We start from the raw sequence: 16,405 nt of genomic DNA, 5'->3' as shown, positions 1-16,405 counted from the left end.
ACCTCTCCTTTGAAAAACGATGATTGGCTGTCAGTTTAACGGTTGAGATGAAGAAAGGTTACAGGTGCGGGTTGAAAATGCAGTTCTGGGAGCCGAAATCGTCGTTTTCCTTCAGTTCGCAGGGGGGCAGGAACAGTTCCCCGTCCAGCACGTAAAAATAGCGGAACGGGTCTCTGCCTGGAACGGAAACCGTCCAGCGGCCGTCGACCTTGCGGGCCTCGTGGGGTTGGAAGTCGTCCAGGCTGCAGGCAAAGGTCACCTTTTTGGCATCGGGCCTGTCCAGATAGATGGTCAGGGTCTCGCCCCGGACCCGGTAGTAATGGGTGGCGCAGCCCATGGTCAGCAGCATCAGTCCGGCAATCGCCAGCAGCCGGTTCACAGGCGTTTCTCCACCTTCAGAATGGAGTTCTTCCCGCCGAAATCATCTTTCTCGCTGGCGGGCAGGGTGGGGTCCGCCATCTGCCGATTCCCATCCAGGATGTAGGCGAAGCGGTGTTCCCCGGAGGGCACCTGCAGGTTGATTTCCCAGTACCCGCTGGTACCGGCCCGGGTCATCGACACCCGCTGCCACCCGGTGAAGGAGCCGGCCAGCTCCACCTGGCCGGCGGCCGGCTCGAAAAGGACAAAGCGGTTGTTGCAGACGGCGGGCGGCGGCGTCTGAAAAACGGTGAACAGCATCAGCACGGCGGCGGTGAACCCGGCCGTGGCGAATCCCAGGGGCTTGAAACAGCTTGCCAGAACGGTCCGGACCGGCGTCCGCCAGGGGGTTGCGGCTGCTTTTTCACGCGGCATGACCGGCAGTTCCCGCAGCAGCTGCTCCTGGACCAGCAGTTCAACGGTTTCCTTGTAAAACGCATCATCGGAACGGACGCGCTCGAGGAACGATCGCTTCTCGTCCAGATCCATCTCATTGTCGATGTACATGCTGGAAAGATAGTCCATTAGGAGCCTCCATCGTTGTCAGCATCGGGGTTGAGGATGGCCTTGAGCCTGAGGCGCGCCCGGTGAACCCTGACCTTGACGCTGTTCTCGCTGATGTCGAGCAGCCGGCCGATCTGCCGGTAGGAAAAGGTGTCGGCCGCCAGCAGGGCGATCAGCTCCCGGTCCACCGGGTTGAGCTGCCGGATGGCGGCCAGCGTGCGGTCGACCGCCTGCTTGTCGATCAGCCGGCGTTCCGGGTCGTCACCGCCGGCAGGGGCATCCTCGCTGTCCCCCAGTGCCTCCTCCCGCCGTTTGCGGGCCGCATCCAGGGCGGCGTTTCTGGCAATGGTGTACAGCAGCGCGCGATGGTTACCGTTGCGCCCATAGCGTGCCAGGCAGCGGGTGAAGCTTTCCTGCGTCAGGTCCCCGGCCAGGTGAACGTCTCCGGTCAGGCGCAGCAGGTAGGCAAATATCCGCTCCTTGTTCTTCCTGTAAAAACTGGCGTAGCTGTCCACTTTAACTGTTAACGGTTGAGATGGAAAAAGGTTACAGGCCGCATGGTAATTTTACGAAAGTGCGGCCTGCTGCCCGTAAGGCTGCCACAGCCGACAGAAATTCACAAGGGCGGCGGCCCCGGGTGTTCCAGGCCGCCGCCCTGTCGCGCATACTGATCGGTTAAAGAAAACAGGCACCCGTTTTCCCTGGTTGCCCGTTACCAGTTCACGGGGTCGTCTCGACGGCGCCGGGGTAGATATCAGGGTTTGTATCGTCAACATCACCCTGGTATTCGGCAAAACCGTCGCCATCGTCATCGGTCTGGTTTTCAGTTGTATTGTTGGCCTCAAATGCGCTCGGTGTCAGCCGGCGAAAGAAGATGTCGCTGCCTTCAATCCCCTCCTCAAGCCAGCAGGCGTAGAATCGCTCGGCGTTGGGCGTCATGCGGATCTGGACTTCGCCCTGCTCGGGATCGCCCTTGGCCAGTCGGATCCAGCCGGAAACCGTCTCACCCGCATGGTTGCCGCTGCTGTCGGGGTTGACGACCCATTCGTCCTCGAAAAAGATCGTCCCCTGGTCCTGAGAGAAACTCAGAAAGAGGTCCTCGGGTGCCTTTTCCACGTCGGGCAGGTTGGTGGATGTGCCATAGGCGATGTAGAAGCAGTTGCGGTCCTGTTTGTCCTCAAGTTTATCCGGATCCCACACTTTTACACCTCCGATTACTTGACTCTTAATGGTGCCGGGCACCGCCACGATGCGCGGTTCGATCACGCTGGTCTTGTTGTTTTTGATCAGGGAAACATTGCGGGCCGGCTCGTAGGCACCGGGCTCATATGAGGTGAAAACATCGTAATGTTTGGTTGCCTCGGTCGCGTCGTTGCCCTCCTCGTCAAGTTCCGACCCGGAGACACCGTCCGGATCGAAAAAGATGTCCTGGTGAACAACAGGACCCCCGGCACCGGGATCGGTTGTCCAGGTCTCCCCGCCGTCAAACGATCGCCGGATATAGAAGTCGTATTTGTCGTGGGCCTTGCGCGAGGCTGCCCAGTTGGGGCAGTAGGAGTAGCCCATGATCACGAAGTCGCCGCGGATGGCACCGCGGTGGGCCCGCGAGTCCTCGTAAGGGTTGACGCCCGACTTCCAACCGAGGCATTCCTCGGGCTGCGTCCAGTCACAGACCTTCACACCGTCGCCCTTGGCGTTTTCGTCACGATCGGGATTGATCCAGGTCCTTCCCGGCATCGCGGTGCTGAGGTTCTGAACGCCCGGCAAGAAATTCTTCGGTGCCCAGGGGTTGCCCGTTAAGATGTTGCCTTCAGAATCCTTCACCACACAGCGGCGGCACATGATGTCCGTGGGCCGACCCGCGCCGTCCTCACCCTGCTTGTAGAGCACGAGCAGCACTGTACCGGAGTTATTGGTTTCCTTCCAACTGCCGTCGGGCTTCACGCCGCCGAAAGCGGAAGACTTGGACTGCAGGATGAACCGAGGCCGCCGGGCGTTTTCGTACGCCAGTTGCGGATCGCCTTTCCAGTCCAGGATCAATTCACCGGCAGCGGGATTCGGAATCGGGTCGTAGCCAGTGATGTTCCCTTCCCCATCGTAAATTGGATTGGAACCTAAGTACTCGGTTTCTGCTACGTATAGAGGTTCACCGGCTTCATTTGTCTCGGGCAGGTTCAGGATCGTCCCGCCGCTGACCAGATCGGGATTCTGGAAGTCGAAGCTGTGGTAGATGGCGTTCTTGCCGTTGTCAGGAAACTGCTCGTAGGGATCATAGCCGCTGCCATCCTGGGGTTGCTCCCCGGTTCCGGCATTTTCCGGCGGTCCGGCCCCCAGCCCCTTGGTCTCTTCATAGGCCATGATGGCCCAGGCGCTCTTCGTGCCGTCCGGTTTCGTATAGGTCTGCAGGAAAAGGTTGGGCCGGGTGGCCGCAGTGTTACCGTCCAGCAGCCTGCCATCCGTGGTGACGGCGACCGTCCTCTCTGCTCCCTGATAATTGATTTTGGTATACAGGCCGATCCCGTCCGGGGAGATATCATTCACATAGGACCACAGCCCCGGAACCTCGGTGATATAGCGATGGGACCCGTCCTTGGTGTCGTCCAGGTCGGGTGTGATGAAGGGATAGGGAGCGTAGGGATAGTAAGCCTCGACGATCGCTCCTCCATCGGAGCCGTCCATCCAGATGCCGCCCTTGCTTTCGCACTCGGCGCACTTGGCGGTCTCGTCCAGACCGGGAGCCACGGCGATCAGGCGATCCCGGGGCACGGTGTTGTTGTAGTGGCAGCTCAGGCAGTCGCCGTTCGTGAAGCCGCCCAGGTATTCGTTCGCCTCGGCGTCCACGACGACCAGCGGAATCGGTGCGGCCTGCGTCGGATTCTCGCCCTTCGGCTCGTTTCCGTAAGGCACGTGACAATTCGTGCAGTTCATGGAGGAATTATGGTTGTCCGGCACGTCGCGCAGGACCGCATAGTCGGCGTTCGCGGCGTTCGGATCGTCCGGCGTCACCATCCACATGCCACCGACGAACTTCACGCAGCGCGTCAGGTTCTTGGTCTCGTAGATGATGTCTTCCGCACTGACTGCGGTGATCGGGTTGCCTTCGTCATCGACCAGATCGGCGTTGTTCGTGTTCACCGCGTCGTTGTCCGAAATCCGAACCGGCAGGGTCATGGGAACCAGGGCTTTGGGACGGTTGGTCCAGGGTATCTCCTCACCGGTTTCATCGTCGATCTGGACCGGATGATTGGGGTCGCCGCCGGCTACGAAATCCTCATCGATGACCGAGTGGTCGGCCCAGGTGATGTAGCTGTACCAGATGTCTGTCTTGTGGTTGGCCGTGGCGCCGCCCCAGCCGGGTCCGGGCCCTTTGGCTTCGCCCGGGCGCAGACCCTTGGGGTCTTCCTGCCAGGCAATGGCAAACCCGGCCCCGTCGGCACCGCCGCAGAAGACCTGGTTGGCGTCCCGGCGAGCGGAAGTCAGGCGCTCGGGCTTGAACCAAACGATGTCGCCGACTACCTTGTCAGCCCACCAGCCGCCCTTGTTGATCTCGGCCTGGGTGACGATCAGGCCGCGGCAGGCCCAGACGGCGCTGTAAGGCACTTCACCTACCTCGGGATAGCCTTCGTCGGTGTAGTCCACGGAACGCTGCGAACCGGCGACACCCCAGAAGTCGTCCACGGCATAGGGATCGTCCGGAGTGTAGTCCAAGCCGCAAACCTCGTTCTCACCATCGCCGTGGCAGGTCTCGCAGGGATCCGGATTACCGTCGCCATCTGTATCCGGGCAGACCTGGATCGAGTAGCGCGGCTTGCCGCCCTTGGCGAACTTGCTGGTCCAGGCGATAAAGATCTTGTTGCCCTTGACCTGGAAGACCGGCTTCTTGCAGTGGCCGTAGTACTCTTCCCCATTGGCCAGGGTGAATGAGGAACGGTCGGCCATGCGCGAGATGTTCTTCCGCTTCCAGGTATGGCCGTCGTCCCGGGAGACGGCGGCGAAGACATCGGCGGCGCCGTAACCCTCCGCCTCGTCGGTGTAGACGCAGACCAGGGGTTTGGCTTCGGTGGCTGTGCGGATCCATTCACCATCTTGGTCATAATAGGGAATGCCATCTTTTAAAATTGGATTGCCATTTACGTCTTCACCATCAACATAACTGGCCGGATCTCCATTTGCCTTGAGGGCCGGGAACCAGACCCCCATGACATTCAGCTTGGCCTTGGCGCTGGCCAGTTCCGGGGTTTTGGCCACATTCTTGCGGAACATGTTGCTGGTCAGGCTTTTGTCCAGGTGGCTTTTGGCATCTTCCGCACTCACGGCAACCAGGCCCAGGTCCGGGTTGTTGGCGACCACCGTGTCGATTACATTTGTCACCTGGCCGTCATCGCTGAGATCGACGTCCGACAGATTCAGGGTGTCCAGGGCGGATTCAAAGGCGTCCTCTACCGGCTCGGTGATTCCAATGCCCTTGCTCGGGTCGGCGTCGGCATCCAGGCTCTGGAGCAGCCGGGCCATGTTGATCACCCGGTTGTCGTCCATGTCGCCCCCCTCGAACACATCCACCGGCGAGATCTTGTGGTCGGTCAGGGCGTTGCCCAGGTACACGTCACCGATCGTCAGATCCACGCGTTCGCCCGGAAAGTAGTCGAAGGCCCCGGCGTCGTCGGTCCTACCTTGGTGGGTGGGGGTTTCGAAGCCCAGTCCGGCCACCGGCGAATCGATGAAGTGCGCCCGCCGGGGGTGGGCCATCGCATAAACGTCACTGCCCCAGTGATCCATGAGGGCCTGGTTGATCACCCCGCGCATGACCCGGACGCGGTTTTTGACGTTCCGGCCTTTTTTGACCTTGTGCGATTTCTGCAGACGGCCATGTCCGATGGTGATTTCATCGTACTCCCATTCATCCGAGGCCATCTGAACCTCGAAATCGGGGTCGAAGGTCCAGACATCCTTGATCGCCAGCTGCTTGCCGGTCTCGAGGTCGACCTTGACCAGCACGGCGCGCACACATACATTCTGGTGGCGCAGGGCTTCATAGGGCTGGCCCCATCGAAAACCCAGGTCGGCCTCCAGGTCCAGCACCAGGCTGTATATGTTTGACGGATCGCCATAGGTGATGCCGTAGGGGAACTGGTCCACCAGGGGATTGCCGGCCGCATCCATCGGCACGGGGTCGGCGCCCACGTAGGCGTGGACCGTCTTGACTTTCCATTGCTCCATCTCTCCCTCGTCGGTGAGTCCCTGGTTGGGCACCACGCGCAGCTGAAATTTGGTGCGCGTGTTCCAGACCTCCACCGTTCCGGTGCAGATGTAGTCCACGTAGAGTTCTGTCTGGTCGGCAATGTCCACGAACTCGCCGCGGTACAGTTTGAGTTCGGCCAGTCCGCCGGGCCCGGTGAAGGCCAGGGCACTGCCGGCGGTCCATAGCAGGGCCACCGCCATCATAAGCCGTAATGCTGATTTTCTCATTTTAACGCTCCTTTCCATAAATTGACACTTACTGAAAAATTCATCTGCGGTTCGATAGCCGCTAAAAATAAAGGCGGAAAGCCGCTGGTGTCTGTGATTCAAAAGGATTCACATCAGGTCAGGTCCGGATGAGCTTCAGGCGGCCTTGGCACTACCCATTTCAATGGGCGTGCCACATCGTCGACAGGCTTGAGGGTGTTTTCGCCATTATCATTATTAGTCAATTATTCAATATGTTGTGGTTTTATAAGGTTGAAGATAACGTTGCCGGATGAGCAATGTGAGGGATGAGTAATTTGCACGTGGCACACAAGTGTGACAGTAAAAAGTGTGCCGCCGGGAAGGCCGAAGGGAAAAGGGCTGGCACCTTCTGGGTAAACGGAGAATTCAAAGGCGAAGAAAAACCGCCAACCATGAACCGGTCACGGTCGGGGGCTATCGAGGCAAGGGAGAATGGGGAGGCTGTCTCTCACGGACAGAAGCCGCGATGATCGGGTCCGGTCCTCTCAGCCGGCGATATTGTACTTCTCGATCTTGCGGTAGATGGTCCTCCGGCTCATGCTCAGCAGGCGGGCGGCTTTGGCCTTGTTGCCGTCGGTTTTTCTCAGGGCCTTTTCGATGGCCGCAACCTCGCTACGGCGGTCCAGGCTGTTGAACAGGGTAAGGCCACCGGCCCGGGCCTGAAGATCGGCCGGCAGGTGGGACAGGGTCAATACCGGCTGGTTGCACAGGATAAAGGCGTGTTCGAGGGTGTTCTCCAACTCACGGACGTTTCCCGTCCAGGCATGCCGCTGGAAGAGCCTTTCGACGTCTGAGGACACCGCCTTGATGGTTTTATTGAACTTGCGGTTGAATTTGCCGATCATGTGGCGGGTGAGCAGGGGGATGTCCGTTTTGCGCTGCCTCAGGGGCGGCAGCTGGATCTGTACCACTTTCAATCGATAATAGAGATCTTCCCGGAATGCGCCCTCGGCCACCCTGGCCGCCAGATCGCGGTTGGTGGCGGCCACCACCCGCACATCCGCATGCATGGGCTGGGCGCTTCCCACCGGCTCGAAGGTTCCGGTCTCGATGACCCGCAGCAGCTGCAGCTGCATTTTCGGGGAAATGTCCCCGATTTCGTCCAGGAACAGGGTGCCCCCGTCGGCTTTCTGGAATCTGCCGATCTTGTCCGCAGCCGCCCCGGTAAAGGCGCCCTTCACATGGCCGAAGAGCTCGCTTTCAAGGATGCTCTCCGTCAGGGCGCCGCAGTTCACCTTTACCAGCGGACCCGTCGAACGCTCTCCCGCACGGTGAAGGGCATCGACGGCGAGTTCTTTTCCCGTGCCGCTTTCTCCCGTGATCAATACCGTGGTCTGGACGTCGGCAAGTGCCTTGATCAGTGCCGTCACCTGCCTCATGGGTGCGCTGGTGCCGACCATCCGGTCAAATGCGCTGTTTCTGTTCACATTTTTTTCCAGGTCGAACAGCCGGGTTTCGTCCCTGAGCACCATGACGCAGCCCGAAAAGTGATCCCGGCGATCGATCAGCGGGGTGGCACGGACACTGACAATCTGCTTGACCGTGTCTTTGCGGTGGCACTCTACATGGCGCAGTTCCACCGCTTCCCGGGTGGCCAGGGCCTCCTTGAGCACTTCCACACAGGCACCCCCGCAGCCACGGGTTACCGTCCGGATGAATGCGCCCGGGGAGTCGTCACGGGAGAATCCGCACAGGGCTTCGGCTGCCTGGTTTGCGTCCACCACCCGCATCTTTTTGTCCACCGTGACGATGCCGTCTTTTACACTCTTGAAAATGGCGTCGACATTGGATCGGCAGTGGTCTTTTTCATCGGCAATGCGCTTGTGCCGAAAGGCCAGGTCCGCAGCCTTGAGCAGGTCCCTCTGGCGTACCGGCTTGAGGATATAGTCCAGCGCACCGAGCCGCAGGGCTTCCGAAGCCGTTTCCACACTAGGGGCTCCGGTGATCATGATCACCTGTGCATTGGGGTTTTTGTCCTTCACCGTCCGCAACAGTTCGATCCCGGTTTGACCCTCCATGATGATATCCACGAAAATCAGGTCGAAATCCGATCCATCCAGGCAATCGAGTGCCTGGTCATAGCTGGATGCCGTGGCAACCCGATAACCGGCTTCGGTCAAAAAATTTTCGAAGGTGAAGCGGATGCTCTCTTCGTCATCTACAACCAGGATCTTCTTGTTCATGTCTGTCCTTAAAAATCAGTTTGCGCACTGTACGGGAAGCTCCACGATTACTTTGGTAAACACGCCGGCCATGCTCTGCAGGTGCAGCCTGCCGCCATGGTTTTCTATGATCTGGTGGCTGATGCTCAACCCAAGCCCGGTTCCTTTGCCCTTGGGTTTGGTCGAGTAGAACGGGTGAATCACTTTTTCCATCAACTCCGGTTTTATGCCCGTACCCCAGTCGGTGAAACTGGCCTGCATCATTGAATGTCCGTTGTCGGCGATCATTCCGGCGGTGATCTCGAGCCGCTTGGCGTCATGCGCCCCCCTGTACTTCTCGTTCAGGGCATACCGGCTGTTGTTGATGATGTTGACAAACACCTGCTGGATCTCCTGAGCTTTGGCCGGAATCGGCACCAGGGTGTCGTCCAGGTCCAGTTTGAGATGGACGCCGTCTTTGCGGAGCTGGGCACGGGTCAGGGTCAGGGAATCTTCGATGAGATCGTGGATCCGGACCCGATCTTTTTTCTCACTGTCCCGACGGGCAAAGGAAAGAAGCGTCTTGACGATGACGGCAATGCGGTCCCCCTCTTTGATGATCCGCCGGGAAACCGTGTTCAGCATGTCGTCGGTGTCCGTCTTGTTGACCATCATCTGCGCGTAATTGATTATTCCGTTGATGGGGTTGTTTATCTCATGGGCCACGCCGGCAGCCAGTTCCCCGATGGCGGCCAGGTGTTCCGAACGGATGGCTGCCGCCATGGAGGCTTTGTGTTCCGTGATATTGCGCTGGGAAACAACCGCCTTGCCTTGGCCGTCATTGTCGATAAAGGGGGTGTAGGTGTGCTGGAAACTCCTGCCTGCACGGGTGTCGAATTCAAAACGCTGGATTTTTCCCGTGGATAGGGCCTTGCGCATCAGGCAAATCTCACAGGGTTGGTTCCTGTCCCGAAACACCTGGTAGCAAAAGCCGCCGGCTTTGCCGCCGGTATGGCCTTTCAGCAGTTCATTTTGATACTCCAGTTTATATTCCGCGTTGACAATGCCCACATTTTCAAACTGGTGAAAAAGAATGCGGTGGAGTCTATCTCTTTCGGATTCAAGGAACATCTGGGTTTTTTTTAATTCAGTGACATCTTTGAAGGATTCCACAATTCCGGCAACGTCTCCCCGGGGATCATCGAAGCGGGTTGCCGTGAGGATGCAGGTCAGCGATGATCCGTCGGACCTTTTTTTGCTCACTTCGTATTCGGTAAGGGTTTCACCGTTCAGTATGACCTGCAGCGGGCATTCGTCAGTATGGCACATGCTGCCTTCGAACACGTCGTAGCATTTTTGCCCGACAGCACGGTCTCCATGGATGCCTGAAAGTGCCGAGAAGGCATGGTTGACTTTCAGAATGTTAAAATTTCGGTCGATTAAACGCATGCCTACCGAGGCCGTTTGAAAGATCTGATCCAGTTCCGCATGGGCCTGGCGAATGGTCTGCTCCATTTTCTTTTGCTCGGTAATGTCGAAAAATGCTTCCAGCAGATGTTCCCGACCCTGATAGTGGACCCTGGCCACACTTTTCAGAACGGGAACCTGTTCTCCTTTCGCTGTGAGCAGGGGGCGCTCTGAGATATCGATTCCCTGTCCCAGGTCCAGAACGGGGCACTTCCCTTTCTCCGCCGGACATAAAAATTTATGGCACGCATTCCCCAAAATCCGGTCAATGGGAGCACCGACCATCTTCTGGGCGTTGCTGTTGGCGTAGGCAATTTTACGGCTGAGGGAGTCGATGAGAATAATCGCCGCCGGGTTATGTTCCAGAATCAGTGCGGTTTCCTTTTCGCGCTCGACGACGGCTGCTTCTGCCCGCTTGCGCTGGTTGATGAGTATCTGTCCATAGAAGCTGAATATGACAAGGAGCAGGGCAACGATCATCCGCATCCAGATTTCGTGGATGGTGGGACTCAGGACCTGTGAGGAAAGGGGCCCTTCTTTGAAAAAGTAGGTATGGATCGACGCTTCGATGAACCAGTAAATAATGCCGAAACTGGTTCCCGCCAGAACAAGGTTTCTGGACAGGGTGTCGACAATTCTGTCATATGTATGCGTCATCCGTCGTATCCGTTCAAGGGAAAAGATCGCAGGGAGATGCAAATAGGGCGATCATGTCGCGTCATCTTATCATGCAATTCTTCTGCCTGATTTTGGCATATGCTTGTATATAATGAAATAGGTTGGTTACGGCTATCCACCGGTCACGTCGGATTGCACAAACCGATTTCTCTATATTTAATTTCTCATTTTTTATGAAAATATTTACATAGCCATCGCTTTGATATCCGGCATCCACATCCATTGTCCCGGCGTTCAAGTCCGGCACCTTTTTTCAAGATTCCGGGGCAGGTGTGATCAACGCCAGCTTTAAAGGGAGACTTGCCGTGGTCCGTCACCGCTTATACGCCTTGGGCGACCTTGCCGTGGCAGCGTCCGCCATACTTTTTTTGCATAGTGTTAAAGCCTAATTATTACAAAATGTTAATTGCTCATTCATTGATTCGCCCGCTTTGTCCATTTTGACACAAGTACTTAATTTTCTATATTTTCTTGACAAATGAAGCAACTCCTGACATCAAGTTAACCGTGAGGCAGTGATTATTATTTACAATTTAGATGGTTAGCGACCACACGGCCTTAAAAAATCAACCGACAGCCGGTAGCGGCCACACGGTCAAGCGACTCGAACCGGGACAGCGTCACCAAAATCAGAGGGGGCAAGCAGCATGAGTCTGACAAAAGCGCAGATTGTAGAAAATATTCAGGATCAGACCGGACTCACCAAGATAAAAGCGACCGAGACGGTTGAAACCCTTCTTGAGATCATCAAAGCATCCCTGTCAGGCGGCGAAAACGTTCTGGTCAGTGGCTTCGGGAAGTTCTGCGTCAAAGAAAAGAAAAAGCGCAAGGGCAGGAACCCGGCGACGGGTGACGAGATGATGCTAGACGAGCGCCGGGTGGTCACCTTTAAATGTTCAGGCAAATTGCGGGACAAGATCAATTAAATGCAGTTGCCCCCTGCATGAAAGAGATACCATGAAAGGGATCGTCGTCAGGTGGTTGTTTTTAACGGTTGCCATTTTTCTGGCGGCATACATGATTGATGGCATCCGCGTTTCCGGATTTTCCTCCGCCGTTCTGGCCGCCGCCGTTCTGGGCGTCCTGAACGCCTTTTTCCGCCCCATCCTGTTGCTGCTCACCCTCCCGCTGAACATTCTGACCCTGGGGTTGTTCACCTTTGCCATCAATGCGCTCCTGCTGATGATGGCCTCCGGCGTTATCCGGGGTTTCGAGGTGGATGGCTTCGGTTCGGCTCTGCTCGGTGCACTGTTCATCAGCGTCGTCAGCTGGCTGCTCACATCGTTCATCAGCGAGCGGGGAACGGTTCAATACATCGATCTGACGCATAAGGGGGGAAACCGCTGGGGCTAATAGAACTATTGACGATTTCGCAGGAAGCCCGATATCTGCGTTACGCTTCATCCCTCGTCACTGCGGAGAACCCTATGTACCCCTCATTCCCCGGGCGTCCTGCGAAACCCTCCTGAATGCAAAATAACACGATTCTATCAATTTTCAGGCAACATTGACGCATTCCCCGCGGCAAGCCGCGGGCAATGCGTTCGCTATCGCGGTTCAGCGTCTTCCCGCATCATCACGATGTGATCCTTGATCTCGATGAGCACAAAATAGCGGGTCAGGGCATCGGCGAGTTCTGCCTGGGTCGCCTCGCGACCGGTCACCTGGCGGATAAAATCCGAAACGGTGGCCAGTGCCGCGTTCAGGACCGGTTCTATGGGCTGGTTGGGTGCCATGGCGTTTTATCCGGGATAGGGTTTTCCACATTCGTTGCAGCGGCCGTCCGGCCCGACGACGCCAATACAGCTTTCATCGATGCACAGCCTACGGTTCTCCCATGGGTCATCCGATGTCTCACTGCCGATTGCCGGGTCATCGTCTGTTTGACGCGCTTCCTCCGCAGGCTGTCCGTCATCCGATAATTCGTCCACGGCATCATCGGTTTTTCCGGAATCGGTCACAGGAAGCGGGAGTTCACCGTCGTAAGCCAGGCCACACGTCTTACAACGGCCGTCCGCACCGATAATTCCGATGCAATTGCCATCACTGCACAAAATGCGCTGGTCCCATTCTTTGTCCGACAGGGTCATCATCCGCCTCCTGATATCTGGTCACTATTTTTATGCGCGGTTCATACCACAAGCTTCTTCAGTTCTCAAACAGGCAAACCGTCCTGTCGTGAAAAAATAGAAACGGAGCGTCATGGGCTGCCGGTATGGACGGGCGGGTGGAATCGCTCCGCCAGGAATCGATCCCCCTTTGAAGGGTTGCCGACATTATGATTTGACAGCCATGGACCGATTCCGGTACATGTTGCTAACCCTGTGGCGCCAATGCCCCAGTGACAGCAACCGGCGGTTAAGAAAAGGAAAACAGTCGTGAAAAACAAGCGTGATGGCGAAAAAATCAGCCGAAATGCCCCCTGTCCTTGCGGAAGCGGGAAAAAATATAAGCGGTGCTGTCTCAATAAACCTGCACCAGCGAAGATCTCGGATGTGCAATACGCAAGAAAACATCGCATTCAGATCAAAACGCCGGATCAGATTGAAGCAATCCGGCGAGCCGGTCAACTGGTCATCGAGACCCTGGATCTGGTGGCCCCCCACATCCGCCCGGGAGTGACCACCGAAGAAATCAACACCATGGTTCACGATTTTACCCTCCGACACGGGGCGATTCCCGCACCGCTGAATTACCGCGGTTTTCCCAAAAGTGTCTGTGTGAGCATCAATGAAGTGATCTGCCATGGGATTCCCGGTCCCCGCGCGTTATCGGATGGGGATATCGTCAATGTGGATGTCACCTCCATTCTGGAGGGCTACTACGCCGATGCCAGCAAAACCTTTTTGGTGGGGTCTCCCGGTGAAAAGGCCCGGAAAATTGTCGACGTGTCACGGCAATGCCTGGCCGAAGGCATGGCGGTGGTCAAGCCGGGGAGTACCGTCGGTGATATCGGTTTTGCGATTCAGTCCTACGCTGAGGGCCAGGGTTGCTCGGTGGTGCGTGAATTCGTGGGGCATGGCGTGGGCCTGGATTTTCATGAAGCGCCCCAGATTCCCCATTACGGCAGACCCGGCAGTGGCGTGCGCCTGGTTCCCGGCATGGTGTTCACCATCGAACCCATGATCAACCTGGGCAGAAAAGAACTGGTTATCCTCGACGACGGCTGGACGGCGGTGACCCGTGACGGATCCCTTTCAGCCCAGTTTGAACAGACGCTGCTGGTCACCGAAAGCGGCGTCGAAAGCCTTACTCCCTATCCTTTGTAGCGCCTCGCCACCTTGCTTCTTCCGGGTTGCGGCACGGTGGCCGGCGGTTCCTGTCGGGTGCGGATCCACCCTGCACCCCTTACCGGGTCGCGCCCCGGACCCAGGACAGGACGAGTCCGGCAGCGGCGATCGTGGCGCATAGGATCTGCCATCTTTTTTCCAGCGGCTGCGTCATCCACAGCCGATAGGCGCCCCCCATCACCGCGCCGGAGAGGAATCCGAACAGGTGGGCGCCCAAATCGCTTCTGGCGCTGGCTCCCAGGAATGCGAGCAGCGCCGCCCCCGCACCGAATACCAGAATCGTTCGTTTCCATCCCCGGCCGCTTCGGGCCGCGTTGACCGCCTGAAGGGAACACAGGATGCCGACTGCACCGAAAACGCCCGTGGATGCACCCACGGAAAGGTGCCCGCTGCCATAAGCGAATGCATTCAGCAGATTCCCTGAAATGCCGCAGGCTGCGATCATCAGCCACCCGACGCCGGATCCGGTGACCGCGCAAACGGCACCGCCGAAGAGGACCATGGCAACCATGTTCCCGGCAATATGGGCGGCATCGGCGTGCAACAGGAGGGCGGTGGCGCACCGGTAAAGCTCGCCTGCCATGATGCGGTGGGCGCTGGCACCGAAAACGGTGACATAATCCCGGGGAGCGGCGCTGGCGAAAACGGACAGGTGGACGCAGAGCAGCAGAATCGCTACGACGATACCGGAAAGGTTGAACGTGGGCTGGCCGCCATCGGCCGGAGTTTCCGAGGCGACCTCAGGATTTTCAGCCTGATACTGGCCGATGGCATTGCGGGCCGCTTCGGTGTAAGGTTCCGGCACCTCGATGCGAAATCCATCGTCGGTGCCGACCACCCGGTTGCCGATGCCCGAGGAATTCAAAACCAGGCTGAAGGTCTTCGCCTGTTCCCGGCTGAGGTGATTGAAAATCGGTACCATCGGCAACCTGTTTAAGATCCTGCTTGGCGGCGGCCGCTGCCCGGCATCGGTTCAGGAGGCCACCGCTGCAACTCGGTCACCTGATTTTAAAATTGGAAAGGGGGGCGTGGCGGGTCAGGGCTGCATTTCACACCGCATAGAGATTTGCAGCTCAATACGCTTATACATCGTCGTCGGTGTTTTCGTCGTCATCGAAATCTTCTTCGGATTCATCGGATTCCGCATCTGCGGCCGCCAGTCTTGCCTCTGCAGCCCGGATCAGCGCCTCCTCCCTGGCTTTTTTCTTTCTTTGGGCCACTTCCAGTTCCAGGCTCTGCTTGGCGGCTTCAACGGCCTGGCGTGCCAGCTTCTCTCCCCCCAGCTGAAGGTAGGCCACAATGGTTTTAATCAGCTCTTCATCTTTTCTCAGGCCAACAGGAATCCGGCGTGAGACCCGCTTGAAAGAGCCCGCCAGGTTTTTGGGAACTTCAATTTTAGCGATCATCCATTTCTCCTTGCTTCGATCAACAGTGGCTGCATTATAAGTCCATTGATAAAAAAGTAAAGCACTTCGCCCACAAGTTTCATTTTTTAGGATTCCGCTGGCCGGCGCTTTCCCCGGCGACCCGCCCAGGTGCCGGTGGCCCATCCTTCCGGGATCATGCCACCGATGATGTTCCGGTTTTCAGCATAATAAGCGTTGACATCCTTTCAAGTCCCGCGTTAAAGCTTCCATCAAATGATGGAAGCATGATATGGATTAATTTGATGGAAATTTTTCGATCACCCGGGAGCCTGACGGCCCATGCCTTCCCCCCTCGAAAAAGCAAGAAAAAATCCAACCTCCAACAAAGCCAGGATCTTGGCAGCCGCCCGGCGGTTGTTCGGTGAATACGGATTCCAGGGGACCACCACCCGCATGATCGCCAAAGCGGTGGGGATCGACATTTCCACCTTGTATTATCACTGGGGAAAAAAGGCCGACCTTTACGAGGCGGTGATTACCGACCTCAACGAAGGCATCGAGGCGCAATTCAAGATCATCGAGCGACAGGCCAGCGGCAGGGGGCTGGCGGATCGTCTGGAAATCGCCATTGACATCATGTGCGATTATCTTCTCGACACCCCCGAGGCGTCGAACCTGCTCCTGCTGGGCTATTTCAGTAAATCCAAAACAGAAGTGAGCCTGGACGAAAAACTGGCCGGCCACATTGCCAAAATTGCCATTGCCATGGGCCTGGCCACCGACAAGCAGCACATCACGCCCCAGGCCAAGGCCCGCATCATGACGTTGTGGAATGCCATGCTCAATTTAATATCGGGCGAAAGTTTCTTCCGGCCGATCCTGGTGGTCGACCCGGCCGCATACCTTGATGTGGTCAAAGAAACCCTCAAGTTCTTCTTGATTCCGGCCTTTACCGGCGGTTCTGCCGACGGTGGATCCGAAGCCGATTGAATGAAAAAAGACGGGTGGTTAGATCAGGCCGCCCCGATGCGCTCACCCATATACGGTAAGGAGG

General features: G+C 57.3%; 14 protein-coding genes. 4 read left to right on the top strand and 10 right to left on the bottom strand.

What is annotated here, in order from left to right; genetic code table 11:
- Positions 1-58: 58 nt before the first annotated feature.
- From DSCA_RS11025 to DSCA_RS11000, 6 genes are all read right to left on the bottom strand, one after another.
- On the bottom strand, positions 59-379 hold the full coding sequence (locus DSCA_RS11025) for a hypothetical protein (RefSeq protein WP_155316478.1): 321 nt from the start codon (positions 377-379) through the stop codon (positions 59-61).
- The gene (locus tag DSCA_RS11020) at positions 376-942 is read right to left on the bottom strand and encodes a glycogen-binding domain-containing protein (protein ID WP_155316477.1); all 567 of its coding nucleotides are present in this window, start codon (positions 940-942) and stop codon (positions 376-378) included. The genes DSCA_RS11025 and DSCA_RS11020 overlap by 4 nt, the downstream gene beginning before the upstream one ends.
- Complete coding sequence (locus tag DSCA_RS11015; RefSeq protein ID WP_155316476.1) at positions 942-1,436, bottom strand: RNA polymerase sigma factor; 495 nt, start codon at positions 1,434-1,436, stop codon at positions 942-944. Before DSCA_RS11015 ends, DSCA_RS11020 begins: the two co-directional genes overlap by 1 nt.
- A 205-nt stretch (positions 1,437-1,641) precedes the next feature.
- The gene (locus DSCA_RS11010) at positions 1,642-6,387 is read right to left on the bottom strand and encodes a choice-of-anchor O protein (protein WP_155316475.1); all 4,746 of its coding nucleotides are present in this window, start codon (positions 6,385-6,387) and stop codon (positions 1,642-1,644) included.
- Positions 6,388-6,893: 506 nt separating this feature from the next.
- Positions 6,894-8,591 (bottom strand): sigma-54 dependent transcriptional regulator, encoded by a 1,698-nt coding sequence (locus DSCA_RS11005; protein WP_155316474.1) that lies wholly within the window; start codon positions 8,589-8,591, stop codon positions 6,894-6,896.
- 15 nt (positions 8,592-8,606) lie between these two features.
- A complete protein-coding gene (locus tag DSCA_RS11000; protein WP_155316473.1) occupies positions 8,607-10,673 on the bottom strand; it encodes a PAS domain S-box protein in 2,067 nt (688 codons plus the stop codon).
- A gap of 668 nt (positions 10,674-11,341) precedes the next feature.
- On the opposite strand from DSCA_RS11000, the gene DSCA_RS10995 reads away from it, so the two are divergent.
- Together DSCA_RS10995 and DSCA_RS10990 are read left to right on the top strand one after the other, a co-directional pair.
- Positions 11,342-11,620 (top strand): integration host factor subunit alpha, encoded by a 279-nt coding sequence (locus DSCA_RS10995; RefSeq protein WP_155316472.1) that lies wholly within the window; start codon positions 11,342-11,344, stop codon positions 11,618-11,620.
- Between the two features lie 31 nt (positions 11,621-11,651).
- Positions 11,652-12,047, top strand: a complete 396-nt coding sequence (locus DSCA_RS10990) for a phage holin family protein (protein WP_155316471.1) — start codon at positions 11,652-11,654, stop codon at positions 12,045-12,047.
- A 194-nt stretch (positions 12,048-12,241) separates the two neighbouring features.
- Here the strand turns inward: DSCA_RS10990 and DSCA_RS10985 are convergent, their stop codons facing one another.
- Both DSCA_RS10985 and DSCA_RS10980 read right to left on the bottom strand, forming a co-directional pair.
- Positions 12,242-12,430 carry a hypothetical protein gene (locus DSCA_RS10985; protein ID WP_155316470.1) on the bottom strand — a complete coding sequence of 63 codons (189 nt, stop codon included), beginning with the start codon at positions 12,428-12,430 and terminating at the stop codon, positions 12,242-12,244.
- A 6-nt stretch (positions 12,431-12,436) separates the two neighbouring features.
- Positions 12,437-12,787, bottom strand: a complete 351-nt coding sequence (locus DSCA_RS10980; RefSeq protein ID WP_155316469.1) for a hypothetical protein — start codon at positions 12,785-12,787, stop codon at positions 12,437-12,439.
- A gap of 285 nt (positions 12,788-13,072) precedes the next feature.
- Here DSCA_RS10980 and map point away from each other — a divergent pair, with 285 nt between their 5' ends.
- The gene (map, locus tag DSCA_RS10975; protein ID WP_155316468.1) at positions 13,073-13,963 is read left to right on the top strand and encodes a type I methionyl aminopeptidase; all 891 of its coding nucleotides are present in this window, start codon (positions 13,073-13,075) and stop codon (positions 13,961-13,963) included.
- Between the two features lie 79 nt (positions 13,964-14,042).
- On the opposite strand, the gene DSCA_RS10970 is transcribed toward map, so the two are convergent.
- Both DSCA_RS10970 and DSCA_RS10965 read right to left on the bottom strand, forming a co-directional pair.
- Complete coding sequence (locus tag DSCA_RS10970) at positions 14,043-14,906, bottom strand: rhomboid family intramembrane serine protease (RefSeq protein WP_155316467.1); 864 nt, start codon at positions 14,904-14,906, stop codon at positions 14,043-14,045.
- A gap of 160 nt (positions 14,907-15,066) precedes the next feature.
- On the bottom strand, positions 15,067-15,390 hold the full coding sequence (locus DSCA_RS10965) for a hypothetical protein (protein ID WP_155316466.1): 324 nt from the start codon (positions 15,388-15,390) through the stop codon (positions 15,067-15,069).
- A gap of 300 nt (positions 15,391-15,690) precedes the next feature.
- On the opposite strand from DSCA_RS10965, the gene DSCA_RS10960 reads away from it, so the two are divergent.
- Positions 15,691-16,341, top strand: coding sequence for a TetR/AcrR family transcriptional regulator (locus tag DSCA_RS10960; RefSeq protein WP_155316465.1), 651 nt, complete (start codon positions 15,691-15,693; stop codon positions 16,339-16,341).
- The last annotated feature ends 64 nt before the right edge of the window (positions 16,342-16,405 follow it).

Source organism: Desulfosarcina alkanivorans (assembly GCF_009688945.1).
Classification (GTDB): domain Bacteria; phylum Desulfobacterota; class Desulfobacteria; order Desulfobacterales; family Desulfosarcinaceae; genus Desulfosarcina; species Desulfosarcina alkanivorans.
Note: the sequence above shows the minus strand (reverse complement) of the source record. Positions and strands in the feature narration are given on the sequence as shown.

Coding starts and splice junctions, on each gene's coding strand:
- DSCA_RS11020 (WP_155316477.1), bottom strand. CDS start 942: ATGGACTATCTTTCCAGCATGTACATCGACAATGAGATGGATCTGGAC.
- DSCA_RS11010 (WP_155316475.1), bottom strand. CDS start 6,387: ATGAGAAAATCAGCATTACGGCTTATGATGGCGGTGGCCCTGCTATGG.
- DSCA_RS11005 (WP_155316474.1), bottom strand. CDS start 8,591: ATGAACAAGAAGATCCTGGTTGTAGATGACGAAGAGAGCATCCGCTTC.
- DSCA_RS11000 (WP_155316473.1), bottom strand. CDS start 10,673: ATGACGCATACATATGACAGAATTGTCGACACCCTGTCCAGAAACCTT.
- DSCA_RS10995 (WP_155316472.1), top strand. CDS start 11,342: ATGAGTCTGACAAAAGCGCAGATTGTAGAAAATATTCAGGATCAGACC.
- DSCA_RS10990 (WP_155316471.1), top strand. CDS start 11,652: ATGAAAGGGATCGTCGTCAGGTGGTTGTTTTTAACGGTTGCCATTTTT.
- DSCA_RS10985 (WP_155316470.1), bottom strand. CDS start 12,430: ATGGCACCCAACCAGCCCATAGAACCGGTCCTGAACGCGGCACTGGCC.
- DSCA_RS10980 (WP_155316469.1), bottom strand. CDS start 12,787: ATGATGACCCTGTCGGACAAAGAATGGGACCAGCGCATTTTGTGCAGT.
- DSCA_RS10970 (WP_155316467.1), bottom strand. CDS start 14,906: ATGGTACCGATTTTCAATCACCTCAGCCGGGAACAGGCGAAGACCTTC.
- DSCA_RS10965 (WP_155316466.1), bottom strand. CDS start 15,390: ATGATCGCTAAAATTGAAGTTCCCAAAAACCTGGCGGGCTCTTTCAAG.
- DSCA_RS10960 (WP_155316465.1), top strand. CDS start 15,691: ATGCCTTCCCCCCTCGAAAAAGCAAGAAAAAATCCAACCTCCAACAAA.